This window comes from Catelliglobosispora koreensis DSM 44566, assembly GCF_000379685.1.
GTDB classification, from domain to species: domain Bacteria; phylum Actinomycetota; class Actinomycetes; order Mycobacteriales; family Micromonosporaceae; genus Catelliglobosispora; species Catelliglobosispora koreensis.
The window spans coordinates 94671-118554 of record NZ_KB903255.1 but is presented as its reverse complement, the minus strand read 5'-3'; the positions used below and the strand labels follow the sequence as shown (position 1 = coordinate 118554).

The following is a 23884-nucleotide window of genomic DNA, read 5'->3' as shown; positions in this document are numbered from 1 at the left end:
ATATCCTGAGAGAACCTAGCGTCTCGTAGCGTTCCCACACAAGGCACGGAACGTGACGGTGCCGTCCAAAATAGCTGGACGGCACCGTGCAAATTTTCAACTACACGCGATCCCGTTGAGGCGGAAACCGCCTGGTACCGCGTTTGTTCCGGCATATGTGGCTTGGAAGCCGAAACTGGCCGTGCCCACGGTCCCGTTCCACCCAACGTCACGGGCCGTCACCTGAGTGCCCGACTGAGTCACCTGAGCGTTCCAGGCGTTTGTAATCTGCTGATTGCCAGTGAAACCAAAGGTCAGCGTCCATCCGGTCACCGCCGGAGCCGACTTGGTCAACGTGACCGTCGCGGTGAATCCGTTGTGCCACTGGCTGTCGATCCGGTAACTGACCGTGCACGCACCAACAGGGTTGGACGGGGTTACGGACGGTGACGGTGAAACACTGGCCGACGGGGAAGGCGAAGAAGTCGGCGACGTCGTCGGTGAGGACGTCGGCCCGATTCCGTTGAGCGCCAGCTGATACGCCAAATCCGGGACGAAGGTGCCCGCGGCGGCGGCACAACCGTCCGCTTCGCCCGGCGGTTTCGCCCACACGAAGGCGTCCACAGTGGACTCATTCGTCGCGGTTGTCGCGGCGACACCGGTGCCACGCCCGCTCGGATCGCACCACTCGCTCCCGAGCGGACCGCGGCCGTTACGGCTGACGTCGATAACCTGGTGCAGTGCTGAGTTCCCTAAGGCGTTCAGCACATTGCGCCCAAAGTTGATTTCGTCGGCCGTCCAGCGGAAGTTGGACAGGTTCGTGTAGAACCCGGCCGAATTCGACACACCCGCGGCACTCAGACGCGATGCCGTTTCCCCGGCGCTATTCCACGCTGAGTGACCGGCATCCAAGTACACCTTGGCATTGGGGTTTCTGCTCTTCATGGCGCTGATGGCGAAGCTCAGCGCCGAGTTGCGCTCAGCCTTCTCCGAAGCGGACAGACACGTCTGCAGCGCCAGGGAGTCCGGCTCCAGCATAACCACGACGGTCTGTGAACCGAGCCCATTAGCGAAGCTTTGCGCCCACGTGCGATAGGCGGTGTAGGTCGGGGCTCCGCCGGCACTGGCACCACCGCAGTCGCGGTTGGGCACCATGTAGGGAATCAGGAGCGGAATCTTGCCAGCGGCGTTGGCGGCGGAGACATAGGCCGAAACGTCGGCCTGGACGGTGCTCGGGCTGTAGTAGGCGAACCACTTGCCCTGTGGCTGGCTGCCGATCCGGGCCGCGATCAGTGCGGCACGGGAGTCGTTCGGGTTGGCGGCGAGCCATTGCTTCACTTTGCTGTTCGGGTCGGCATAGAACGACCCACTGAGAGTTCCCGCCTCTGCTGGGCCACCAATGAGGAGCAGGCTGGCTAGGCCGGTGGCAGCGAGGGCTAGGGAAGCGGCGGCGATGCGTTTGAACACACAGGCTCCTAGAGACGTTGCGGTAAAAGCAACGTCGCGCGCCCGGCTCAGCTGCCGATCATACCAAGAATGACCGAAAGCGACAGTAGGGAAAGGACACTCGTGACCAGCACAGCGTCGCGGCTCAGCCCATTGGGCACCTTGTACTGGCTCGCGTAGACGAAGGTGTTCTGGGCCGTGGGCAGCCCGGCGAACAGGGTGACCGCGAGCAGATCCAAGCCGTTGAGGCCGAACAAGAACTTGGCGGCGGCGAAGGCGATGAGCGGCTGCGCGACGACTTTCGCCGAAGTGGCTAGCCAGAGCGAAGGGTTTGCCAGGTTCGGCTTCTCCGCCGCGTGCAGCGACATGCCCAAGGCGAACAAGGCGGCCGGTGCCGCCGCCCCGCCGATGATGTCCAGGGGCCGGGTCATCACCTCGGGCAGGGTGACGCCCGTGGCCAACACCAGCACCCCGGCGAGCGAGGCGAGAACTACCGGCACGCGCAACGGCAACGACCACAAGCGTTTCGGTGCCGCGTCGAGCAGTCCCACGATCAGCGGCGTCACGATAACCGTCTGGAACGCCACCACGATGACGACGAGGGACGCGTCTCCCAAAACGTAGATAGCCAGCGGAATCCCGAGATTTCCGGAATTGACGTAGGCACCGGCCATGGAGTTGATGACCTTTTCGCCATGGGTGCGCGCGGGCGAGAGGAGGTAAACGAGCACGCCGACGACCACGGTGCTGACCGCGAAAGCTGCCAGCGGGATGACGGGCACGTCATCGAGACGCACGATCGTGGTGAAGACGACGGCCGGAATGGCGATCGTGAAGGCGAATTCGCCGAGTCCCTGCTGCAGAGTCGGACTAAGAACCCCGAACCGGGCACAAGCCCACCCGGCCAGGGTCACTATCCAAAGTGGAGCAAAAGCAGAGATCACTCGCCATTATCACGGCGCTGATGCTCAGCGAGAAATCGCTCTAGCTCAGCTCCCAGCTCATCAGCCGTCGGCAACGGCGCCGAGTCGGTCAGTAAATTGCTCCCGCGCCCCCGCATGAACGCGTCGTATTGCTCCTCAAGCGCGTGCACCACCGCCGAGGCCTGCTGGTTGTTGGTCAGCTGACGGTCGACCTCTTCGCGCACTCGCTCCGCCGCGTCGGACAGATCCGAGACCGGAAGCAGGAGCCCGGTCGCCCGCGACACCGAGGTCACGAGCAGCTCGGCGGCCTGCGGGTATTCGCTTTCGGCCAGGTAATGCGGCACATGCGCGGCGAAGCCGATCGCGTCGTGGCCATTTTGGCCCAGGCGGAACTCAAGCAGATTGGTGATGCTGCCCGGCACCTGAACGTTGGCGATCCACGGCTCATAGCCCTGGATCAGGCCGGGGTTGGTCCCGTGCGCGGTAATGCCCGAGGGACGGGTGTGTGGCACAGACATGGGGATGGCGTGAATGCCGACCGTCAGCCTGACGTTCAAGTCCCTGATGATGGCCGTCACCGCCGCGACGAACCGTTCCCATTGCAGGTCGGGCTCAGGGCCGGTCAGCAGGAGGAAGGGCGTGCCTGAGTCGTCGTCGACCGCGTGCAGCTCCAGCTTGGGCTCGTCGTAGCTCTCCCAGTGGTCAGCCGCGAAGTGCATCAGCGGCCGCCGTGAGCGGTAGTCGTAAAGCTGATCGATGTCGAACGTCGCGATCACGCGGGCGTCCAGGGTCTGCAGCAGGTGCTCGCGCGCCAGCCGGCCGGCCGCGCCGGCGTCGATGAACCCGGTCAGCGCGTGCAGCAACACCGGCCTTCCCAGGTCAGGGAGGTCTGTCGCTAGTTCGTAAAGCCCACGCGGGTCAAGCACGGAAGTCTCCTCACCGATACGTCTTCCGGGCCAACAAGGCTATGGGGCAGGAAATTCCGTCAATCCCGCACAGGTGCGCAGCCGATTCTGGTCATTGAGGATGCGTGCCGCGTTCTGTCCGCCAACGGGATAAGGCTGTCCGGTAACGCGATCGATGTAAGCCGGGACCAGGCCTGCGGTTTTGACTTTCCCCGCCCGGATCGTGACCCACAGCACACCGGTGTCATTGCTCATCGCGTCATTGCGCCACCAGAGAAAGTTGCCCAGTCCGTAGGCCACATATGACTGCCCTTGCCATCCGGCTCCCAGCAGCAGGTGCTGGTGTCCCCCGGCGATGACGTCAGCACCAGCCTCGATGAGTGCGCTAGCCAGGCGCTTCAGCTCGCCGTTGGGGCACTCCTGGTACTCAGGACCCCAGTGCACGGCCACAATCACCACATCGGCCTGGCTGCGAGCTGAGCGCACCGCGGCCAAGGCGCGCTGTTCGTCACGCAGCATGGCCAGGCCCGGGCGGCTGTCCGTCGCTTTCCACGACTCCCACAGCTCGTTGACATGGGTCAAGGCGACAACGGCGATCTTGGTGTTCTCGACGGTGTAAATCCAGGGGCGGTACGCGTCGGCGGCTTCTCCACCGCCAAGGGCCGGGATGCCGGCCGCGCGAGCCGCGTCGAGAGTGTCCGCCAAGCCGACTCTGCCGTAATCGAGAGCATGGTTGTTGGCGATCGACACCGCGTCCACACCGGCCGCCTTCACCGCCGCGAAGGCTGACGCTGGCGCCCGGAACAGGAACTCTTTCGGCTCCGGCGTACCCCGCTCGGTCACCGCCGTCTCAAGGTTCACGATCGCGAGGTCAGCCCGCGCGAGTACGGGTGCGATCTTCCCGAACGCGGTCTCCGGACGCTCCAGTAACGACAGCGTGCGGTCCGCGAAGTGGACGTCACCGGCGATGGCCACGGTGATGTCGCGCGGCGGCGTTGGAGATAGCGAAGTCGAAGGTGCCGCGACGGGCTCTACCGCCGCACAGCCCGCTACCAGAATTGGCAGGATAAACAGGCCTAACCGCATGTTTGTCCACTTTAGGCCAGTCGACACAGTGCCTTGAAACTGGGTTAACGTATCGCGGTGACCAGACGATCCGCCCAGGTGCGCCTCGATGACCTGCTGCGCACGGCGGTCCAGGTGATCCTGGACAAGGGCTTCGCCAACACCCGCACGGCCGATGTCGCCAAGGCGGCCGGGGTTAGCCAGGCGCTGGTCTTCTACCACTTCAACACGAAGAACGCGTTGCTCACCAAGGCTTTCAGCTACGCCGCCGAGCAGGATCTCGCCAAGCTCGACGCTGTCCGGTCCACCAAGGGCACCCCGCTGGAGAAGCTGCGCAAACTGCTGAAACTCCTTGCCCCGCAAGGGCGTTCGACGTCCTGGCTGATGTGGATCGACGGCTGGTCAGAGTCACTGCGCGTGCCCGAGCTGGAGAAGGTCTCGCGGCGGATGGATCTGCACTGGAAAGAAGCCCTGATCGAGGTCATCACGGCCGGTGTCGAGGACGGATCGTTCAAGTGCGAGGACCCCGAGGGCGCCGCCTGGCGGATCAACTGCCTCATCGACGGGCTCGCGGTCCAGCTCATGGTGCACGACAAGGTCATCTCACGGAAACTCGCATCTGACTGGATGCGGCTGGGAGCAGCCCGCGAAGTGGGCCTGGATCCCGAGGACCTGTTGTGACAGACTCCCACGGTGCCCGACACGATCCAACAGATTCACACATTGGCGGCGGACGGGGCGGCGCTAGTCTTCGCACTGTCCAATGACGACACTCTCCCTCGCATCGTGCACTGGGGCGCCGACCCGGGCTCGGCGACCGCGGCCGATTACGGTTCCAGCGCCCTGCCTTTGCTCGCAGGGCAACACGACGGCTGGCAGGGCCGCCCCGGCATCGTGGCCGGGCCGTTCCCGCATGTGCGCCTGCGCCTGACCGAACCGCCCACGTTCACCGCCACCACACTGACCGTCAAGGCCAGCGATGCTGGCATCGAGGTCGTGGGCGAGTACGTGCTGACGCCGGAGGGTGTGCTCAGGATTCGTTACACGGCAACGAACACGGACAGCTCCGCTTGGAACATTAGCGACCTAAGGTGTCTGCTTCCCGTGCCAGACGAGGCACAGGAGATCCTCGACTTCACCGGGCGCTGGGCGCTGGAGCGTGTCCCGCAACGGCTTGCGTTCGCCTTCGGCACGCACGCCAGGGAGAATCGCCGCGGCCGCACCGGTCACGACGCGGCGACCGTGCTCGCCGTGGGCACACCAGGATTTAGCCATCGCGCCGGCCAGGTCTGGGCCGTCCACATCGGATGGAGCGGGAACCACGAGCACCTCGCCGAACGGCTTCCTGACGCGACGGCGGTCATCGGCGGCGGCGAACTGCTGCACCCGGGTGAGGTGACGTTGCGGCCCGGACAGTCATACACGAGCCCTTGGGCCTACTTCGCTTGGAGCGACACGGGACTGGACGGCATTAGAGGCCGCTTCCATCGCTATCTGCGCTCGCGGCCGCAGCATCCCCGCAAGCCCCGGCCAGTCGTGCTGAACACGTGGGAAGCCGTCTACTTCAACCACGACCTCGGCAAGCTCAAAGCGCTCGCGGACCAGGCCGCTGACGTTGGCGTGGAACGGTTCGTGCTCGATGACGGCTGGTTCCGGTACCGGCGAGACGACCACGCGGGTCTTGGGGACTGGTTCGCTGACGAGACCGTCTGGCCTGACGGACTCAAACCCCTCGCGGATCACGTCCACGAGCGCGGGATGCAATTCGGCCTGTGGTTCGAGCCGGAAATGGTGAACCCCAACTCCGACCTCTATCGCGCACACCCCGATTGGGTGCTCGCCGATCCGGGCCGCCTGCCGTATGAGTTTCGCCAGCAGCACACCCTCGATCTCGCGAACCCCAGCGTTTTCGCCTACCTTCTCGACCGGCTGTCCGTCATGGTCACCGAGGCGACGGTGGACTTCATCAAGTGGGACCACAATCGCGACCTCATCGAGGCGCCGCAAGTGCACGACCAAACCCTTGCGGTGTACCAGCTTTTCGCCGCGCTGAAGCAACGCCATCCGCATCTGGAGATCGAGTCTTGCTCGTCAGGCGGAGCACGGATCGACTTCGGCGTCCTCGAACACACCGACCGTGTGTGGACCTCCGACACCAACGATCCTCTTGACCGCCAGCAGATTCAGCTGTGGACCGGCCTGCTTCTGCCGCCGGAACTCATGGGCGCGCACGTCGGCCCGGAGAAGACACACATCACCGGCCGGGTCACCAGTCTCGGGATGCGTTGCGCGACAGCGCTTTTCGGGCATGCCGGGCTGGAGTGGGATCTGACGTCGTGCTCGCCAAGGGAGCTCGCGGAGATCGCGGACTGGATCACGCTTTACAAGCGCTCCCGGGAGTTGCTGCACACAGGGGCGGTCGTGGTGCCTGACCGCGCCGATGAGTCGTCTGTCGTCATCGGAGTCGTCTCGGCCGATCAGGCGCACGCGTTGTTCAGCTATGCCCAGCTCACCTCAACGCCGTCGAACACGCCGCTATCGCCTGCCCCGATACGGTTGCGGTTCGCGGGGTTGGCGCCGCTCATGGAGTACACCCTGAAGGTTGTTTTGGGGCCTGATCTTGATTTTGATGGTGCTGTTTTCGGCGGACGGGCGCTGGAAACCATAGGCGTGCCGGTAAGAAGACTCAATCCAGCCGAGGCAATGGTGTTCGAGATACGTAAGGTGGGCTCATGAGCTGGATCGACAACGCCGTTATCTACCAGATCTACCCCCGCAGCTTCGCCGATGGAACGGGCGATGGCATTGGAGACATCGCCGGGATCCGTTCCCGCTTGCCCTATCTCGCTGAGCTTGGCATCGATGCCATCTGGCTCAGCCCTTGGTATACCTCGCCGATGGCCGACGCGGGCTACGACGTGGCCAACTATCGCGACATCGATCCGCTCTTCGGCACGCTGGCCGAGGCGACATCATTCATCGCCGACGCCCATGCGGCGGGCATTCGGGTGATCGTCGACATCGTTCCCAATCACTGTTCCAGTCAGCATCCGGATTTCCTCGCCGCCCTCGCCGCGGGACCGGGCTCCCCCGAACGCGAGCTGTTCCACTTCTACGACGAGCCGGTCAACGACTGGCAGTCGCACTTCGGCGGCTCCGCCTGGACTCAGGTCCCCGACGGCCAGTGGTATCTGCACATGTTTGATCCCGGCCAGCCCGACTGGAACTGGGAGCACCCGCATGTGCGCGCCGATTTCGAGGCGACGCTTAAATTCTGGCTCGACCGTGGCGTTGACGGCTTCCGCATCGACGTCGCCAACCATCTGATCAAAGATCTTCATGCCGAAGGTGGGTGGGTGGATCAGGAAGGCGTGCATGAGATATACCGTTCGTGGCGCAAAATCCTTAGTGGGTACGCCCATGAGCCCGTCTTTGTCGGGGAACTTTGGTCTGAGCCATCCGCCCTCGCGAAGTATCTGCGCCCAGATGAGCTCAACACGGCCTTCAATTTCCCGTTCCTGATCGCCTCCTGGGAAGCGTCCGCTTTGCGGGAAGTCATCGACGTCACGCTGGCTGTCCCGGCGACGCCGACGTGGGTGCTGTCCAATCACGACGTTGTCCGTGACGTGACCCGCTACGGGCGCACAGCCACCGAGCACATTTGGATCATGCCGCCGACGGGCTGGGAATCTGACCTGACGCTCGGCACCCGCCGCGCGCGGGCGGCGGCGTTGCTGCTGCTGGGGTTGCCCGGCTGTGCCTATATCTACCAGGGCGAGGAGCTCGGCCTGCCCGAGGTCGAAGACCTCCCGCGCGAACTGTTGCAGGACCCGCGCTGGGAACGTTCCGGTCACACCGACTACGGCCGTGACGGCTGCCGCGTGCCGCTGCCGTGGTCAGGAACCGCTCCGCCGTTCGGGTTCTCCTCAGGTGAGCCTTGGCTGCCGCAGCCTGCGTCCTGGGCATCGCTGACCGCTGAGGCCCAGGCGGCTGACCCAACGTCGATGCTGTCGCTATATCGCGCCGCTTTGCGGCACCGGCCTAGCGGACCGTTCGCGTGGCTTGCCAGCACCCCCGACGTCCTGTCGTTCACGCGAGGCGACATCACGTGTCTCGTGAACTTCGGCTCCACGCCCGTGGAACTGCCGCCACATCAATCCGTCCTGTTGTCGAGCACTCCTCTCGTGGACGGACACCTCCCCACCGACACCTCCATCTGGCTCCACACGCCGTAGCCCCTGCACCGCTATCCCGCGCGGCGGACCCTCACCCGGCCCGCCGCGCTTTTCCTTCCCTTCCCACGGTCCGGGCCCGCATCGCCGACGGCTCTCAGGCTTGCCCGCCTTTCCCACCTCTGGCCGCCTTCCCGCCTCCTCGCCCTCCCACCTCCCGCGGCCTTCCTGCCTCCTCGCCCTCCCACCTCTCGCGGCCCTCCCACCTCTGGCCGCCTTCCCGCCTCCTCGCCCTCCCACCTCCCGCGGTCTTCCCGCCTTCTCGCCTTCCTGCCGCTTGCCTTTCTGCCGCTTGCCCCCGCTTGCCCGCTGCTCGCCCCGTTTGCCCGCCCGCCGCTTGCCGCGCTGCCCATCTCAGTGATCCACATCCCGTGGGACGTGATCAAACAGCCTATTGATCACGTCTGGGCGGATGTGGATCTGCATTCGGGATGTGGATCACGATTAGGTAGCTGGCGCGCAGGCCCTGCGAAAGCGGCTGACGCCCGGGAAGCGACTGCCGGGCGAACAGCGATGGTCGTGAGCAGCGGCTGACGCCAGCATGCGGCTGGCCGGTGCCAAGCGGGTGAGCGCGGGAAGCAGCTAGGTGTCCGGAAAGCGGTCGGCCGCAGGAAAGCAGTCGGCCGTAGGAAAACGGTCGGCCGACGACAAGCGGTCAGCCGCAGGAAAGCAGTCGGCCGTAGGAAAGCAGGTGACGCCAGCGGCAGATGAGCGAGGGTGGGCGGCCGGTGCGCGAGGTCAGCAGGGAAACGATGGTCGGCCAGAAGCGATGGCCCGAGGGCAAGTGTGTAGGGCCTGGGCTAAGCGGTGGGGGCTAGGCGGCGGGGCGAGTTGTCGTGATGCGGGCGGTGGCTGTGGCGACGGCTAGTTGTTTGCCGTCGGCGTCGTAGAGTTCGCCGGCTAGGAAGCAGATTTCCCTGCCCCGCTTGACGATGCGTCCCTTGCCGACGATCCGGCCTGGCCGGGCGGGGCGAAGGTATTGCACGTGCAGGTCAAGCGTCGGGGCGAACTGGTCGCCGGGCAGCGTTGCCACTAACGCGGGACCGAGGGTGTCGTCGAGCATGGCGGCGAGGAATCCACCTTGGATGTTTCCGACCGGGTTCGTGAACTGCTCCGACGCCTTGAAGCCGACCGAGATCGTGCCCGCTTCGGGATCGATATCGATCAGTTCCCAGCCCAGTAGCTCGGCCGCTGGAGGGGCCGGTGCCTTTCCGGCCACGAAGTCCCAGAACGGCCCGGTCCGCTGAACGTCTCCCATGCGCCCATACAACCACGCAGGGCAGTTGACAAAGTTGGCGCGCTCCCGCAGTATCGGCGCGGTAAACGGTTACCGAAACGGGCGGGGGAATTATGCCGCGTAGGGCTGCCGACCAGGCTGATCCTGAGCGACGCTCAACGATTCGCGATGTCGCGACCCGTGCTGGCGTTTCTGTCGCCACGGTGAGCCGGGTGCTCGCGGGCAATTATCCGACCGCTCCAGCGACGCGCGCGAAGGTCATGCGGGCCGTTAAGGAACTGGATTATGTGGTCAACGTGCACGCCCGGGCGCTCGCCGGGGTCACGCAGAAGACGATCGCGATCCTCACGCGCGAGGTGGTGACGCCCTTCTACGCCTACATCATTCAGGGCGTTGAGCAGCAAGCCGCGCAAGATGGACGGCTTTGCCTCGTCTGCACGACCGGTTCGGACCCTGATCGCGAGCTCGCCTACGTCAAGATGATGCGCGAGCAAGGGGCCGACGCGGTGATCATCGTCGGCGGCATGACGGAAACCCCGGAATACCGCAAGCAGCTCGGGCAGTATGCACAGGCCCTTGAGTCAGCGGGAACGAAGCTCGTCCTTTGTGGACGGCCGAGCATGGGGCCAGATGTTCCAGCCCTTATCGCGCACTACGACAACGAAGGTGGCGCTTACGCCGCGACGAGCCACGTGCTCAGCGCCGGGCACGAGCAGATCATGTTCCTGGGCGGCGTGCCTGGCTTTACCACCAGCGAACCGCGCTTCGCCGGGTGGCGGCGCGCGCTGAACGACCGCGGGATCGATCCCGGCCCGGAGCTGTTCCAGACCGGCTCGCACGGCACCCACTTCGGCTATGAGCGGCTCAAGGAACTGCTCAAGCGCAAGGCTTTCAAGGCCACCGCGATCGTGGCGAGCGATGACGGCTGTGCCGCGGGCGCGATGATGGCGTTGCGGGAAGCCAACATCAAGGTGCCGGATGAGGTCTCGATCGTTGGCTACGACGATGTGCCCATGGCCGCGCACATGTGGCCGCCCTTGACGACGGTCCGCATTCCGGCCGAAGAGCTGGGCCGCACGGCTGTTCGCATGGCGCTTGACCCGCGCGCCAATCCCGCCCGGGAAACGATCCTCGGCACGCATGTCGTCGTTCGCGAGTCGGTAGCGAGGAGAGTCCGATGATCCCCCAGCCAGTAAGTGTCACGGCCAAAGAGGGCCGCTTGACGCTGGACGGCCCGTTCAGTGGGCCGGAAAGCATCCGCGAACTCTTGAAGAGCTACGGTCTGCCGGAAAGTGGCACATGGTCCATTGTGGAAGGTCATGGCGACGAGGGCTATCACCTCAAGGCAGACACCGCGCTGACCGTCGAGGGCAGCGAGCTCGGCCTCAAGTGGGCTGTGCAAACGTTGCGCCAGCTTGTCAGCGACGGCACCATCGAACGCACCGAGATCCAGGACGCGCCGGACTATCCGTGGCGCGGCAGCCTGCTCGACGTCGCGCGCTGGGCGCTGCCGCTGGACTTTCTTTACCGCTATATCGATTTGCTCGCGCTGCACAAGCTGAACCGGCTGCACCTGCACTTGACCGACGACCAAGGCTGGCGGTTCGAGGTCAAGCGCTACCCGAAACTGACCGAGGTGGGCGGGTTCCGCAGCGAATCGCCGGTCGGGCACATGCTGCTAGAGCAAGGCTTCGATGGCACGCCGCACGGCGGTTTCTACACCCAGGACGAGCTGAAAGCCTTGGTGCGCTTCGGTCAAGAGCGGGGCGTGGAGATCATGCCCGAGATCGATCTGCCGGGGCACACTCAGGCCGCCATCGCGGCGTACCCCCAATTGGGTTCTGAAGAAGTGAAGGTCTCAACGAAGTGGGGAATCCACGACATCGTGGTGAACTCCGAACCGGAGACCCTTGAGTTCTTCAAGCACGTGCTCGACGAGGTGGTCGAGGTCTTCCCGTTTGAGTTCGTGCATCTTGGCGGCGACGAGGTACGCGGGATGCCCAACGAGCAGCTCGGCTGGTGGATCGGCCAGCTGCAGGAGCACCTGGCGGCCAAAGGACGCAAGACGGCCGTGTGGGATGAGCTGCTCGAAGCGAACCCGCCACAAGGACTCTTGTTCTTCGGCTGGCGGGACGACACGAAAGCACCAGAAGCACGTCAGGCGGGCTTTGAAGCGGTTTCTTGCCCACAAAACTACGCATATTACGACTGGGCCGAGTCCGACCGCGAGGATGAGCCGCTGGCCATCGCCGGATACGTTCCGCTGGAACAGGTCTACGAGTTCGAGCCTGGTGACGTCACCGGCGTGCAAGGTCAATTGTGGACGGAATACCTGCCCCGCCCGGAACTCGTCGAGTGGCGCGCTTTCCCCAGGCTGTCCGCGCTAGCGGAGCTCGGGTGGCGCAAACAGACGCTGGAGAGCTTCAACGAACGTCTTCCGCGCCACCTTGAGCTTCTCGACACGATGAATGTGAACTACCGGCCGAGGTAAAACGATCGCAAATCGCATCGCACCAGGCATTTTGCCTCTTGTGTGATCGCGCCCACGTGTCTAACTTGTGTCCCATCGGTAAACGCTTTCCTAGCAGACCGGAGGGACATCAATGGAGTTGTCTCGTCGCAACTTCTTGGCTGCAACCGGGGGAACAGCTGCGGCAATGCTGGTGATCAACGCATCACCGGCCTTCGCCGCAGATGAGTACGACACGCTCCGCATCCGCTGGGCGAACTACGTTAAAGGAAGCGGTTACGATCCGGCGGCCGAGCCGTTCGCATCCGCACTGTCCTCTCAGGCCACCGTCGCTTCCGACTTTCGCAGCACGATGGCACCCACCACCGGATCGCTTTGGCCCGACCTTCCTATCGGGACAGCCTCCACGAACGTCACACAAAGCTACGGCCGCCTCAGCGGCATGGCGAAAGCGTGGGCCATGCCCGGCACAGCGCAAACTGGCAACGCCGCCATGCTCACCGCTGTCCTAACGGGACTCGACTGGCTCAACGCCAACGCTTACACGGCCGGGCGCGCGACCTACAACAACTGGTGGGACTGGCAAATCGGGTCACCGCAGACCCTGCTCAGCATCATGACGCTGGTCTATGACCACCTGAACAGCACGCAGATCAGCAACAACCTGGCGGCCGTGGACCACTACATCCCGGACTCGCGCTACAACAGTTACAGCGGCACGAGCACCGGCGCCAACCGCACCGACCTGTGCCAGAGCACGATTCTGCGCGGTGTCATCGGCAAGAACTCCGCCAAAATCACGCTGGGCCGCAACGCCCTGTCCCCCGTTTTCCCGTTCGTCACCGATGGCGATGGGTTCTATGTGGACGGTTCGTTCATCCAGCACAGCGTCATCCCCTACACCGGAACCTATGGCGCTGAACTGATCCGAAGCCTGTCCAGCCTGTTCATGTTGCTCAATGGGTCAACGTGGGCGGTCACCGACCCGAACCGCCAGCTGTTCCTGGACATGGTGGACAAGGGCTACGGACCGTTCCTGTTCAATGGGCTCATGATGGACGGCCAGTCGGGCCGGGGCATCAGCCGCGGCATCAACGCCGCCGACCCGCTCGCGATTCAGCACGACGACCACAGGCGCGGGCACGGCATCATCAACAGCATTCTCGTACTGGCCGACGGGGCCTCAGCGACGGAACGCGCACGGTGGCGTGCCGCCGCCAAAGGCTGGCTGCAACGCGATTACTGGAGCCCGCCGCTGCAAGACCAGTCGATGAGCATCCCCGCCTTGGCGCGTTTCAAGGCATTGCTCGACGACAGCGGCGTGAGCGCCACGGCCGAACCGGTCAACAGCCGCATCTTCACGGGCATGGACCGGGCGACGCACCGTCGCGCGGGCTGGGCCGCCTCCATCAGCATGTGCTCGACCCGCACGTCGTTCTACGAACACGGCAACGGTGAGAACGTGCGTGGCTGGCACACCAACAACGGCATGCTCTACACCTGGGGTGCCACTAGCGGCAACGGACAGTTCTCCGACGCCTTCTGGTGCACGGTCGACCCCTACCGCCTGCCCGGGACAACGGTGTCCCGCAAGCCTTTGGCCGACGGTGCCGGGGCCGCCTGGGGCGGGTTGATGCCCACGAACGCCTGGGCCGGAGGTGCCACCGACGGAGAGTTCTCCATCATCGGCCACAACACCCAGGGGGCACAGTCGACGTTGCAGGCCAAGAAAACCTGGGTCTGCCTCGACGACACCATCATCTGCCTCGGGGCCGGGATCAGTTCCACCGACGGGTACGCCGTTGAGTCCATTGTGGACAACAAGAACCTGGGACCGGGCACCGGCACGCACACGTTCCTCGTCAACGGAACGGCCCAGCTGCCCACGGTCGGGTCGTCCGGCACCTTTACCGGCACCCAATGGGCGCACCACTCCTTCGCCGGCTACGTGTTCCCCGGTGGGGCGACCGTTAAGGCGATCCGCGAGAACCGCAGCGGAAAGTGGCGCGATATCAACGTCAACGGCAGCACCACCGTGCTCAGCCGCAAGTACTTGACGCTCTGGTATGACCACGGCACCAATCCCACGAGTGGGACCTACGCCTACCAATACCTGCCCTACGCCACGAGCGCGGCCACGTCGGCCCGTGCCGCCGACACGGCGTGGATGACGGTCTACAACAACTCCACCTGGCAGCAAGCGGTGCACATCCCTTCGCTGGGCGTTACCGCGATTAACTTCTGGACCGCTCCCCTGGGCGCGATCGGCAACATCTTTGTGGATATGCCAGCCAGTGTGCTGCTGCGCAAGAACGGCAACACGGCGACGGTCTGCCTGTCTGACCCACGGCAGAACCAAGGCGACATCACGCTGACTTACAACAAGCCCGTGTCAGCGGTGACGTCGGCGGATCCCGGTGTGACAGTGGTGTCCACGGGCGCGTCGCTCGTCCTGCGCTTCGCTACGGCCGGCTCGGCCGGCAAGACCTTCAAGGCCACGTTCACGCTCGCCTAGTACTCCCGCTGTGTGTTCCTCCAAAACACACAGCGGGACCCTCATGGAGGCAAGATGTCCCGAAAGTTTGGGCTTGTTCTCGCGGCGGTGGTGGCCACAGCCGCTATCGCCGTGCCAGCCCACGCCGCTAATACGGCCTATTACGTCGACTGTTCCGCGGCCACGAATGGCACCGGAACCCAAGCGAGCCCTTGGCACAACCTCGCCACTGTCAACGGCCGCACCTTCCAGCAAGGCGACACCGTCAACTTCAAGCGGGGAGCCACCTGCAACGGGCAGTTCAAACCGCTCGGCTCTGGCGTCGCGGGCAATCCCATCAAGGCTCAGGCCTACGGCACCGGAACGCTGCGGCCGGTCATCGCCGGTGGCGGCACGGTCTATGCGGCCGTGCACCTTTATAACGTGCAGCAGTGGGAGATCCGCGACCTCGAAGTGACCAACGACGCCGCGACCGCGGCTGAACGCAACGGCATCCTGGTGCAACTGGATAACTACGGCACAGGAACCCACTATCTGCTGTCCAATGTGTACGTTCACCACGTCAAAGGCAGCGACGCGCAGAACAAGCTCAGCAACGGCATCCAGTTCCGCGTCTCCGGAACGGCTGTGCCGACCCGTTTTCACGACGTCATCGTGGAAAACAGCGAGATCTACCACGTGGACCGCGAAGGCCTGACGACACGGTCCGATCAGATGTGCCGGCCGATCTATGGCACGGGTGACGGCTGCGGAACGACGCAGAACTGGCTCGCCTCAACGGGAGTCATCTTCCGCAACAACCTGCTGCACGACATCGGCGGCGATGGCATCGTCATCCGGGTCACCGATCACGCGCTCGTGACCGGCAATGTCGCTCACCACATCAACATGCGCTCGGCCTACAACAACGCGGGCATCTGGACCATCAACACCGACTACACGACCGTTGAGTTCAACGAGGTCTACCGGGTGCGGCGGCCCGCCGGGCAAAACGACGGCAACGCCTTTGACTCAGACTTCGGCGTGCGCTGGGCGACGTTCCAGTACAACTACAGTCACGACAACGAAGGCGGCTTCATTCTGTTCTGTGGCAGCTGCGGTGCCGGGTCCAGCTCGACCGGGACTGTCGTGCGCTACAACGTTTCCAAGAACGACGGTTCGCGGTTGTTCTTCACCGTCGGGGAACAGTCGGCACAGGTTTACGGCAACACGTTCATCATGCCGGCCGGGGGCACGACGAAAGTCATCGAGCAAAACGGCAGCCACACCTACCTGACGTTGAGCAACAACATCTTCCACAACACCGGCACGGGTGGCTACGGCGGAAGCAACTACTTCCCCACTGACTTCACGTGGCGTAGCAACGTCTTCTACGGATACCACCCGGCGAACGAGCCCGCCGACCCCGGCAAGATAACGGCCGACCCGTTGGTGGGCACCGATTTCCGGATCCCTGCCAATAGCCCCGCGGCCCTCAACGGCGTGCTCATTAGCAACAACGGCGGGCGGGATTACTTCGGCAATAGCGTATCGGGCACCTGCCGGCCTGACATCGGCGCGCACCAGGTCAGCGGTGGCAACTGCAACCTGGCCGCCAACGGCGGTTTCGAGACCGGCTCGATCAGCCCGTGGACGCAATACCTGCGTGGCGTGATCGACACGTCAAGCCCGCATTCGGGAAGCTACAACGTCAAAGTGGGGCCATACCCGGGCTCGGTTGAGCAAGTCGTCACCGTGACTCCAAACACGACCTATCGTCTCGATGGCTGGGGCAAAGTCTCCAGCACGGACACTCAGGTCGTCATCGGCGTCAAGAACTACGGAGGCACCGAAACCCGTGCCCCCGCGTTCACCACGTCTTCTTATACCTACGGCAGCGTCACGTTCACTACCGGTTCCACGAACACCACGGCGAGAATCTATTGCTACGCCAGGGTTGGCACCGGCTATGGCTATTGCGACGACATCACCTTGACGAAGCTGTAGCAGCCTGCCATTCCTTGAGCCGGTTCAGAATCTGCTCCGGCGGCTCAGACGCACCACCGATGGGCACGAAGAGATTCGTGCCCAAATTCTTCCATCGCCGTTTTTGGGCGACCTTCACTCCACTACCCGAACCTGGAATCAGGAAGGCCTCCTCCAATCTCTTGTCGACGGGAGGAAAGCACAGGTTCGGGCCGTGGAGCTTGCCGAAGCGCATGCCTTCGATCTGGTCCCAGCGCAGGAATAGGTGACGCTTGGCGTCCAGCGCTGGCCGCAGGTAAACGCCCTCCTTGTTCGCACCAAGGGCCGGCCCGGCATTGACTTGCCGCACGGTGCCCAGCGCGAACCTAATCATGACGAACAGGCCTAACGCGCAGCACAGCCAGCCGGCGACAGGGCCGGGCACCTCTCCGATGCCGTATTTCTTGACATAGACCGTATCCGGGCCAGCGATGGCAAGCATGGCACCAAGAACGGCCATGCTGAGCCCGATCGGGACGAATATCAGAAGCTGGGCGAGGCAGTGCTTGAGGAGGTGAGGAACCAGCCGCACCTGCACGGTGCAGGGGAGGGTTTCTGGATTCACGGTGGCACGGTAACGCAAAAGGGCGGGTTGGGGGACCCGCCCTTTTGCTTTCTGGGGTGTGACAGTTAGGCCTTCTCGGCCGCGGCCTTTTCCTTCGCGTATTCCTCGGCGGCCTTGTCGGCACCGGCGGACTTGAAGGTCTTGACCAGACCGTCCCAGTCGGACAGCGGACGGCGGCCCATGACGATCGCGGCGATGGCGTCCTCGACTGGCTTGCGGAACGCCGCACTCTGGCTCGTCCAGGTGTTGGACATCAGACCGTTCGAGGGGTCGGCGATCGAGTTCTTCAGCGCCGCCTTCTCCCAGTCGTAGATTCGCTGCGCGGTCTCGCCACCACCGGGGTAGTACAGAACGCTTGGTGCGGCGGCGATGTACTTGACCGGAACGTTGGTGTTGTTCTCCGTCTTGGCCAGTTCTGTCTTGACGATGCCACCGTCGGTGCCACGGGTGAAGTGCGTGCCCTCGACACCGAAGTTGACGAGTTCGTACTCCTGCGTGCCGAACGGTGCGGCGAGGTAGTTCATGACGCGAAGCAGCATCTTGATGCGCTCGGCCGGGGCCTTCTTGAGCGTGACGTAGCCGAACCGGCCCGAGCCCTGCCAAACCTTGGCGTCCTTGGTGTACGGCAGCGCGAAGTCGATGGCGAACTTGCCCGCCACCGCGTCGGAAGCGGCCGTCCACGCGCCGTAGCCGTCGGTGAAGGTGGCCACGGTCTGGTTGTAGAAGTGCGTCTTGAGGTCGGTCTGGCTGACGGTCGACGAGTCGGGGTAGTACAGTCCCGCCGCGGCCATCTTGATCATGACCTCGAGGCCGGCTTTGAACTCGGCCGTCTCCCACATGTGCACGAACTTGCCGCCGTCGGCCTTCCACGTGTTGGGAGCACCGAAGGAGGACGCGTGGTAGTTCGTCGCGCCACCGGTGAGGCTCTGCGCCGACGCGCCGATCGCGTACTTCTTGTCGCCGTTGAGCTTCTTCATCGACGTGACGAACTCGTCGGCCGAGCTCCACGTCTTGGGGACCCCAGCAGCGTCCAGCGCGGTCCGGTTGACGATGAGCTGGTTGCCTGGCATCGGGCGCTCGATCGGCACACCGTAGATCTTGCCGCCGATGCGGCCCATGCCCTGCCAGCTGTAGGGCGGGATGTTCGCCAGGGCCGGGTAAGCCTTGACGTTGTCGCCACCGAGGTGGGCCGACAGGTCCTCGCACTGCGCGGCGATGAACTGCTGCTCGTCGCCGAGCTGGTAGCCGCCGCCGAACATAATCATGTCGGGCAGGTCGTTGGAGGCCATCATCGTGGCCATCTTCTTCTTGAAGTCCGCGTCGGGCACCAGGATCAGCTCGATGTCGACCCCGAGCGCCTTGTTCACCGCGTCCCAGAACTTGTTTTCAGCGGCAGCCTTCGGCGGCGTGCCGTAGGTGATGACCATCGCCTTGATCTTCGAACCGTCGCCGGGCTTACCGTCGACAGCCTTAACGAGCTTGGCGGGGTACTTCTTGTACAGGGCCTGCACACCGGTCGCGTCAGGCGCGCCGTCCGGGGTCGGGCCAGCGAAGGGAACGTAGGTGGGCCAAGGGGTCAGCGCCTTGTCCACATTGGAGACTCCGGCGTTATCAGTGCCAGTGCCGCAAGCGGAGAGTAACGGAACGCCGGTCGTGGCAAGAGCGCCCGCACCGACCAACTTAAGCAGGGACCGACGGTCCATCTCAGTTTCCTTTCAAGGGGGTGGTTATTTAGCCCTTAACAGCGCCGAGGAGCACGCCCTTGGCGAAGTAGCGCTGAATGAAGGGATACACACAGACGATCGGCAGAGTCGCGAGGACGACGACGGCCATCTGCATCGATTGCGGGGCGAAGGCGAGGCTCTCGCTTCCGGCATCGCCACCGGCTCCGGCGTTGACATAGCTGCGCAGCACGGTGCCGAGCGGCCACATTTGCGAATCGTTGAGGTAGAGGATCGCCTCAAACCAGCGGTTCCAATAGGTCACGCCGTAGAACAGGCCAACCACGGCGACAACCGATTTGGACAGTGGCAGGACGACCCGCCACAGCACACCGAATTCACCCGCGCCGTCCATCCGTGCCGCCTCAAGCAATTCCGCTGGAATTCCCATGAAGAAGCCCCGCATGACGACGAGGTTGAACACGCTCACCAGGAACGGCAGTACGAGTGCCGCGTAGGTGTCGGTCAGCTGAGTGTTCTGCACGACCAGGTAGTTGGGGATCATCCCGGCCGGGAAGAGGAAAGTGAAAAGGATCAGTTTGAGAATCAGGCTGCCGCCGACGATCTGTGGGCGGCTCAGCGCGTAAGCGAGGAACACCGTGCACGCCAGCGAAATCGCTGTGCCGACAAGGGTTACGCCGGTGCTGATGAGCATCGCCTTAGTGACGACGCCTTCGTCAATCAGCGACTTATAGATGTCGAGGGTCGGGCGTTGCGGCCAGATCACGTAACCGCCGTTGGCGATCACTTCCTGAGGGTCGGCGAGGCTCGTGGCCACGACGATCCAGAACGGGAAGAGAACCAATAGCACCGTGACGATCAGCGCGATCGCCTTGGCTAGCTTGGTGACGGCCTTCGGTTCGCCCATCCAGGTGGGACGATGTTGCACATTGGCGCTCATCGCGAGTACACCCCCTGCTCGCCCAGCCGGTGAGCGACCTTGTTAGCGGCGAAGATGAGGATGACGCCGACGACACCCTTGAAAAGCCCTGCGGCGACACCGAATCCGTAGTCACCCGATTCGATACCGAAGAAGTAGACGAAGGTGTCGACTACCTCGGCGACTTCGGGGCCAACCGCGGTGCGCTGCAAGAAGAACTGCTCGAACCCGACGGACAGGATCTCGCCGAGGCGCAAGATGAGCAGCAGCACGATCACTGGGCGCAGAGCGGGCAGCGTGACGTGCCAGACGCGGCGCCACCAGGTGGCACCGTCCATGGCCGCCGCCTCGTACTGCTGCTCGTCAATGTTGGCGAGGGCAGCGAGGAAGATGATGGTGCCCCAGCCCGCTTCCTTCCAGATCACCTGGAAGACAGCTAGCGGCCGGAACAGATCGGGGTTGCCGATGATGCTGACCGGATCCATCCCGCCGTCGGCGAGCAGGCCGTTGAGCACCCCGGCCCCACCGAGCATCTGCTGGAACAGAGCGACCACGACGACCCACGAAATGAAGTGGGGCAGGTAGACCACACTTTGCACAAAGCGCCTGATCGTGTTGCGCGTCAGGCTGTGCAGGAGCATCGCCAGCGCGAGTGGCACCGGGAAGAAGAACACGATCTGCAGGAACGAGATGTAGAGCGTGTTGAAGAACGCGTGCCAGAAGTCCGGGTTGCTGAACAGCCGCTCGAAATTGGCGAAGCCAACGAACTTGCTGCCGGCCAGCCCGAGGAACGGTTTGTATTCCGTCAGCGAGATGGTCAGACCGGCGATCGCGCCGTAGTGGAACACCAGGAAGTAAAGAACTCCCGGAACCATGAGCAGAAGCAGGATCCGGTCGCGGCGGACGCGACCCCAGAACCCCGTCTTCGGCCTGGAAACACGCAACGGGGCAGCCGGCTTCTTTACCGGCGTTGTTGCGTCAGGCGGTGCGCTCAGCACGCTCACGGGACCTCCTCGTCTCCTTCAGCTTGTGACGGGCAACATAAAACGGTTACTACAGTTCGTCAAGCCCGTCGTTAACAGTTCGTTACCGTCGCGACCCAACTGCAACCCTCTCGAAGCTCTGAACTGGGGATTCATCTAGCTGTTGCCTTTTTGCTGCCCTTGGCCATAAGGTGCTCGGTCATAGCAACCGTTTACTAGATCGCCCGCCGAAAGGACGACCACAGTGGTCCCGCCTGCACCAACGTCAGCCAGCCGGCCTAGCGCCGCGTTCGCGCTTTCCGTCGGCCGGCTCTTCCCGGATTTGTTCCCGGAAGAGGTGCACAAGCGGATCAACAATGTAGCTGAAGTGGCACCTGTGCTGCTAACGGAGTTCGACAGCGAGCAAGCGCGGGAAGTGCTGGCGCACACGGAAATTCTGCTCACCGGCTGGGGTTGCCCACGGCTTAGTGAAACCGTTCTCCTGAACGCTCCGCGACTCAAAGCGGTCATTCACGCCGCAGGGACCGTCAAGCACCACATCACCCCCGCGGTCTTCGAGCGCGGCATCCTCGTTTCGTCGGCCGCTGACGCCAACGCCCAGCCGGTCGCTGAATACACCGTGGCGATGCTGGTGCTAGGCCTCAAGCGGGCGTTCCGCTACGCCAACGAGTACGCGGCGGGGCAGCCCAAGCACGCCCACGAACTCGGCGACCCAGTCGGGCTGACCGGCACGACGGTCGGCGTCATTGGCGCCTCACGCATCGGGCGGATCGTTATCCGGATGTTGCAGGCCTACGACGTCAGGGTGCTCGTGCACGACCCGTATGTCAGCGCCGCTGAGATCACGGCGCTGGGCGCCGAGCCTTGCGATCTGGACATTCTGTGCGCGAGTTCGCACGCTGTCAGTGTGCACGCGCCCGAGCTGCCCGAGACCCGCCACATGGTCAACGAGGAGCGGCTGGCCCTCATGCGCGACGGCACGCTGCTCGTCAACACCGCCCGCGGCTCACTCGTGGACACGGCCGCACTAGCCAGACATTGCGCGACCGGGCGCCTCGATGCCGTCCTCGACGTGACCGAACCCGAACCGCTGCCGGCCGGCCACCCGTTGCTGGGCCTGCCCAACGTCATCGTCACCCCGCACCTGGCCGGCTCGCGTGGCCGCGAACTTCGCCTGCTCGGCGCCTTCGCCGCCGCCGAGCTGGAACGCTACGCCGCCGGGCTTCCGTTGCGCGGTCTCGTGGCACAGGCTGACCTTCACCGCATCGCTTAAGGAGAAGACTTGAAACACATCGTGGTTTTCGGCGTCGACGGTGTGCGCACGGATACGCTGCGCGCGGCGCACACGCCCCGCATTGACACGATCGAGGCGGCCGGATTGTTCAGCGAATTCGAGCTGAGCACTGACGCGCCAACGATGTCCGGGCCGACGTGGGCGACTGTCGCGACTGGACAGTGGCCAAGCCGGCATGGTGTGTTCAACAACAACTTCCCGAACAACCGTTTGAGTTCCTTCGCGGATTTCCTGACGCGGGTGCGGCAGAGGAAGTTGCTGACCTATCTCGCGACCTCGTGGAGTCCTTTGGTGGCAACGGAATGGGGCGGCCCCATTTTCCGGTGCCCGAGCTACGCCACCTTCATCAACGGTGACGATCTCGATTACGGCGCGGTCGATGAGGCTCTCGCTAACGACGCCGCCCGTGTGCTGTCCACTTACGACATCGCGGCATCGTTTGTGTACCTGGGCAATCCGGATCATGTCGCGCACCACGTGGACACCGAGTCGAGCTACGTCAGCGCGATAGAAGCGGCTGACCGTCAGATCGGCCGGGTTATGGATGCCATCGCCTCGCGCCCCGCCTATGAACAAGAAGAGTGGACCTATCTCGTCGTGACCGACCACGGCCACCTCGACGGTGGTGGACACGGTGGCCGCAGCAAGTGGGAGCGCACGGCCTGGATCGCGGCCGCGGGACCCGGCGTCGCCGGTGGGCAGCAGGCATCCCACGTTGATGTCGCCCCAACGGTTCTGGCCGCACTCGGCTTGCCTATCTATCCCGAAGACGGCTTCCCAGGCAACGCCTTGGTCAGCTCCCTGGCGACGGCCGCGCACTGATATGTCGCTCACGGCTTTTGGTTTAGTCGCCGCGTCGGTGCTGTGCCACGCGACGTGGAACCTTATGGCCAAGCGCGCCGCGAACGTCGGCGGCACGGTCTTCACGGCCCTGTGGTCACTGGTCGCCGCCATCATCTGGGCCCCGCTCGGCATCTACACTCTGGTGTCGAGCTGGGACCAGCTCGGAACGTCCACTTTGGTCTTCATCGGCGGCGCGCTGGTGCTGCACACGGGCTATTATCTGTTGCTGCAGAAGGGTTACTCCAGCGGTGACCTCGGCGTGGTCTACCCCATCGCCCGGGGCCTCGGTCCCGTGCTCACGTGCCTGGTCGCGGTGCCGTTCTTCCACGAGGATCCGGGTTTGCTCGGCTGGGCCGGCACCTTCGCGCTCGCGATCAGTGTCGCCGTGCTTGGCCGCCCACGGCTGACCGCGTTGAAACCCGTGTTCTACGCGATCGGTGTTGGGGTGTTCATCGCCGCGTACACGTTGTGGGACAAGCAAGCCGTCGCGGTGGCTTTCGTGCCACCGATTCTGGTCAACTGGGGCACCGACACGGGTCGCGCGATCCTTTTCCTGCCCTGGCTCATCAAGCGCCGGGCCGAAGTCAAACGCATCTGGAAAGAACACCGCACCCAGGTCATCGGCATCGCCACCTGCTCCCCCGCCGCCTATATCCTCGTGCTGACCGCCTTGACCATGGCCCCGGTCACGATGATCGCACCGCTTCGGGAAGTCAGCGTGCTGCTCGTCGTCTTCCTAGGCGCCAAATTCCTTGGGGAACAAGACATGTGGCGTCGTCTCACCGCCGCCCTCGGTGTCGTCCTCGGCGCCGTCGGGGTCACTCTTGGCAAATCATGAGGGTG

The 23884-nt window shown here is 64.0% G+C and carries 19 protein-coding genes; 10 read left to right on the top strand and 9 right to left on the bottom strand.

The features are described 5' to 3' along the window. Nucleotides 1-96 precede the first annotated feature (96 nt). From A3E1_RS40600 to A3E1_RS0116455, 4 genes are read right to left on the bottom strand one after another with little or no spacing between them, the layout of a single operon-like run. On the bottom strand, nt 97-1446 hold the full coding sequence (locus tag A3E1_RS40600) for a glycoside hydrolase family 6 protein (protein ID WP_020521891.1): 1350 nt from the start codon (nt 1444-1446) through the stop codon (nt 97-99). A gap of 47 nt (nt 1447-1493) precedes the next feature. Beyond that, nucleotides 1494-2339 carry an AEC family transporter gene (locus A3E1_RS0116465; protein ID WP_020521890.1) on the bottom strand — a complete coding sequence of 282 codons (846 nt, stop codon included), beginning with the start codon at nt 2337-2339 and terminating at the stop codon, nt 1494-1496. Between the two features lie 26 nt (nt 2340-2365). Next, the gene (locus A3E1_RS0116460) at nt 2366-3274 is read right to left on the bottom strand and encodes a proteasome assembly chaperone family protein (protein ID WP_020521889.1); all 909 of its coding nucleotides are present in this window, start codon (nt 3272-3274) and stop codon (nt 2366-2368) included. Nucleotides 3275-3313: 39 nt separating this feature from the next. Continuing rightward, entirely contained in the window at nt 3314-4339 is a 1026-nt protein-coding gene (locus A3E1_RS0116455) for a CapA family protein (RefSeq protein ID WP_020521888.1), read from the bottom strand. A 57-nt stretch (nt 4340-4396) separates the two neighbouring features. Between A3E1_RS0116455 and A3E1_RS0116450 the strand changes: the two genes are divergently transcribed. Genes A3E1_RS0116450 through A3E1_RS0116440 form a run of 3 tightly spaced genes read left to right on the top strand, consistent with a single transcriptional unit; the run spans nt 4397 to nt 8553 of the window. Further along, nucleotides 4397-4999, top strand: coding sequence for a TetR/AcrR family transcriptional regulator (locus A3E1_RS0116450; protein ID WP_026208507.1), 603 nt, complete (start codon nt 4397-4399; stop codon nt 4997-4999). Between the two features lie 12 nt (nt 5000-5011). After that, the gene (locus A3E1_RS0116445) at nt 5012-7054 is read left to right on the top strand and encodes an alpha-galactosidase (protein WP_020521886.1); all 2043 of its coding nucleotides are present in this window, start codon (nt 5012-5014) and stop codon (nt 7052-7054) included. Next, the gene (locus tag A3E1_RS0116440) at nt 7051-8553 is read left to right on the top strand and encodes a glycoside hydrolase family 13 protein (RefSeq protein WP_020521885.1); all 1503 of its coding nucleotides are present in this window, start codon (nt 7051-7053) and stop codon (nt 8551-8553) included. Before A3E1_RS0116445 ends, A3E1_RS0116440 begins: the two co-directional genes overlap by 4 nt. 811 nt (nt 8554-9364) lie before the next feature. Here the strand turns inward: A3E1_RS0116440 and A3E1_RS0116435 are convergent. Beyond that, nucleotides 9365-9808 carry a PaaI family thioesterase gene (locus tag A3E1_RS0116435; RefSeq protein ID WP_020521884.1) on the bottom strand — a complete coding sequence of 148 codons (444 nt, stop codon included), beginning with the start codon at nt 9806-9808 and terminating at the stop codon, nt 9365-9367. A 92-nt stretch (nt 9809-9900) separates the two neighbouring features. Between A3E1_RS0116435 and A3E1_RS0116430 the strand changes: the two genes are divergently transcribed. The 4 genes from A3E1_RS0116430 to A3E1_RS0116415 all read left to right on the top strand — a co-directional run bounded on the left by A3E1_RS0116430 (nt 9901) and on the right by A3E1_RS0116415 (nt 16737). After that, nucleotides 9901-10968, top strand: a complete 1068-nt coding sequence (locus A3E1_RS0116430) for a LacI family DNA-binding transcriptional regulator (protein WP_020521883.1) — start codon at nt 9901-9903, stop codon at nt 10966-10968. Continuing rightward, on the top strand, nt 10965-12278 hold the full coding sequence (locus A3E1_RS40595) for a beta-N-acetylhexosaminidase (RefSeq protein WP_020521882.1): 1314 nt from the start codon (nt 10965-10967) through the stop codon (nt 12276-12278). Before A3E1_RS0116430 ends, A3E1_RS40595 begins: the two co-directional genes overlap by 4 nt. 166 nt (nt 12279-12444) lie before the next feature. Further along, the gene (locus tag A3E1_RS0116420; protein ID WP_020521881.1) at nt 12445-14772 is read left to right on the top strand and encodes a polysaccharide lyase 8 family protein; all 2328 of its coding nucleotides are present in this window, start codon (nt 12445-12447) and stop codon (nt 14770-14772) included. Between the two features lie 54 nt (nt 14773-14826). Continuing rightward, nucleotides 14827-16737: a carbohydrate binding domain-containing protein gene (locus A3E1_RS0116415; RefSeq protein ID WP_020521880.1), complete on the top strand. Its 1911-nt coding sequence runs from the start codon at nt 14827-14829 to the stop codon at nt 16735-16737. Here the strand turns inward: A3E1_RS0116415 and A3E1_RS0116410 are convergent. The 4 genes from A3E1_RS0116410 to A3E1_RS0116395 all read right to left on the bottom strand — a co-directional run bounded on the left by A3E1_RS0116410 (nt 16718) and on the right by A3E1_RS0116395 (nt 20925). After that, nucleotides 16718-17320 carry a hypothetical protein gene (locus tag A3E1_RS0116410; RefSeq protein ID WP_040390933.1) on the bottom strand — a complete coding sequence of 201 codons (603 nt, stop codon included), beginning with the start codon at nt 17318-17320 and terminating at the stop codon, nt 16718-16720. The genes A3E1_RS0116415 and A3E1_RS0116410 overlap by 20 nt on opposite strands. A gap of 65 nt (nt 17321-17385) precedes the next feature. Further along, complete coding sequence (locus A3E1_RS0116405; RefSeq protein WP_020521878.1) at nt 17386-19023, bottom strand: extracellular solute-binding protein; 1638 nt, start codon at nt 19021-19023, stop codon at nt 17386-17388. Between the two features lie 28 nt (nt 19024-19051). Next, complete coding sequence (locus A3E1_RS0116400; protein WP_026208505.1) at nt 19052-19942, bottom strand: carbohydrate ABC transporter permease; 891 nt, start codon at nt 19940-19942, stop codon at nt 19052-19054. After that, nucleotides 19939-20925 (bottom strand): ABC transporter permease, encoded by a 987-nt coding sequence (locus A3E1_RS0116395; RefSeq protein ID WP_020521876.1) that lies wholly within the window; start codon nt 20923-20925, stop codon nt 19939-19941. The genes A3E1_RS0116400 and A3E1_RS0116395 overlap by 4 nt, the downstream gene beginning before the upstream one ends. A 223-nt stretch (nt 20926-21148) precedes the next feature. Between A3E1_RS0116395 and A3E1_RS0116390 the strand changes: the two genes are divergently transcribed. The 3 genes from A3E1_RS0116390 to A3E1_RS0116380 are packed head-to-tail and all read left to right on the top strand — an operon-like array spanning nt 21149 to nt 23879. After that, on the top strand, nt 21149-22177 hold the full coding sequence (locus tag A3E1_RS0116390; RefSeq protein ID WP_020521875.1) for a hydroxyacid dehydrogenase: 1029 nt from the start codon (nt 21149-21151) through the stop codon (nt 22175-22177). A gap of 9 nt (nt 22178-22186) precedes the next feature. Beyond that, the gene (locus A3E1_RS40590; RefSeq protein WP_020521874.1) at nt 22187-23020 is read left to right on the top strand and encodes an alkaline phosphatase family protein; all 834 of its coding nucleotides are present in this window, start codon (nt 22187-22189) and stop codon (nt 23018-23020) included. 1 nt (nt 23021) lies between these two features. Further along, complete coding sequence (locus tag A3E1_RS0116380) at nt 23022-23879, top strand: DMT family transporter (protein ID WP_020521873.1); 858 nt, start codon at nt 23022-23024, stop codon at nt 23877-23879. Nucleotides 23880-23884: the final 5 nt, after the last annotated feature.

Coding starts and splice junctions, on each gene's coding strand:
- A3E1_RS0116440 (WP_020521885.1), top strand. CDS start 7,051: ATGAGCTGGATCGACAACGCCGTTATCTACCAGATCTACCCCCGCAGC.
- A3E1_RS0116415 (WP_020521880.1), top strand. CDS start 14,827: ATGTCCCGAAAGTTTGGGCTTGTTCTCGCGGCGGTGGTGGCCACAGCC.
- A3E1_RS0116380 (WP_020521873.1), top strand. CDS start 23,022: ATGTCGCTCACGGCTTTTGGTTTAGTCGCCGCGTCGGTGCTGTGCCAC.
- A3E1_RS0116420 (WP_020521881.1), top strand. CDS start 12,445: ATGCTGGTGATCAACGCATCACCGGCCTTCGCCGCAGATGAGTACGAC.
- A3E1_RS0116435 (WP_020521884.1), bottom strand. CDS start 9,808: ATGGGAGACGTTCAGCGGACCGGGCCGTTCTGGGACTTCGTGGCCGGA.
- A3E1_RS0116430 (WP_020521883.1), top strand. CDS start 9,901: ATGCCGCGTAGGGCTGCCGACCAGGCTGATCCTGAGCGACGCTCAACG.
- A3E1_RS0116455 (WP_020521888.1), bottom strand. CDS start 4,339: ATGCGGTTAGGCCTGTTTATCCTGCCAATTCTGGTAGCGGGCTGTGCG.
- A3E1_RS40595 (WP_020521882.1), top strand. CDS start 10,965: ATGATCCCCCAGCCAGTAAGTGTCACGGCCAAAGAGGGCCGCTTGACG.
- A3E1_RS0116405 (WP_020521878.1), bottom strand. CDS start 19,023: ATGGACCGTCGGTCCCTGCTTAAGTTGGTCGGTGCGGGCGCTCTTGCC.
- A3E1_RS0116400 (WP_026208505.1), bottom strand. CDS start 19,942: ATGAGCGCCAATGTGCAACATCGTCCCACCTGGATGGGCGAACCGAAG.